We start from the raw sequence: 1,158 nt of genomic DNA, 5'->3' as shown, positions 1-1,158 counted from the left end.
GCTGATGGGCGATCTGGTCGAGCATGCCGGGTCCGTAGAAGCTCAGATCGGTGCCTTTGGGTAGGTATTGGCGTAGCAGCCCGTTGGTGTTCTCGTTTGATCCGCGCTGCCAGGGCGAGTGCGGGTCGCAGAAGTAGACCGGGACGCCGGTCTGCACGGTGAATTCGGCGTGCTTGGCCATCTCGACGCCCTGGTCCCAGGTGATGGAGCGTTTGAGCTGCTCGGGCAGCGTGCCGACCTTCTGGCACATGGCCCTGGCCACGGTCGCGGCGGTGTGATCACGGGGCAGGTGCAGCAGCATGACGAACCCGGTCGTGCGCTCGACCAGCGTGCCCACGGCCGACCCTGAGGCGGTCGAGCCAAGGATCAGATCGCCTTCCCAGTGCCCCGGCACCGCGCGATCAGCCGCCTCGGCTGGTCGTTCGCTGATGCTCACCATGTCCGGGATCCGGCCGCGCCGTTCGGTGCTCGAGCGTCGCGGCTTGCGGACCGCGCGGCCGGTGCGCAGGCACGCCGCCAGCTCGCGGCGCAGCGCGCCGCGGCCCTGCACGTATAGGGCCTGGTAGATCGTCTCGTGGCTCACCCGCATCTCCTGATCGTCGGGGAAGTCCACCGGCAGCCGGCCGGCGATCTGCTCGGGGCTATCGCCCTCCTCGAGCCGCTTTTGGACCTCGCCGCGTAATGGTAGATACCTCGCCAGCTTGCACGGCTTGGGCCGACGCGCCTTGGCCATGGCGTCACGGTGCGCGGCCGAGGCCTTGTAGTGCACGCGATGGCGATCAGCGCGGACCTTCTCCACCCGCCGCAGCTCGCGGCTGATCGTGGACTTGTCCCGCCCGATCACCCGGCCGATCTCGCTGGGGCCCTTGCCCTGCGCGCGCAGCCGGGCGATCTCCTCGCGCTCGTCAAAGCTCAGATACCGCGCGGACAGGGTGGCAGGTGGTGGCAGCACACCCCCACGTTCGCGGAACCACCGCGCCCCCAACTGGCGCGACACGCCGGCAGCCGCCGACGCCTCGGGCACACTCGCCCCGCCACGGATCCCGGCCCAGAACGCCACCCGAACCGCCGGCGGCGTGAAGCGACCAAATCGCTGATACGTACCCACCTGCAACGTCCTCCTGATCAAAGGCGTTGCAACGACCCCTAGAACCCAAG

General features: G+C 69.1%; 1 protein-coding gene. It reads right to left on the bottom strand.

The features are described from left to right. Nucleotides 1–1,108: IS30 family transposase (locus tag F8A92_RS18445; protein ID WP_194291593.1), on the bottom strand; the 1,108-nt coding region annotated here is incomplete at its 3' end. Nucleotides 1,109–1,158: the final 50 nt, after the last annotated feature.

The organism is Cumulibacter manganitolerans, assembly GCF_009602465.1.
GTDB lineage: Bacteria > Actinomycetota > Actinomycetes > Mycobacteriales > Antricoccaceae > Cumulibacter > Cumulibacter manganitolerans.
The sequence above is the reverse complement of the archived record's forward strand: the minus strand, read 5'-3'. Positions and strand labels throughout refer to the sequence as shown.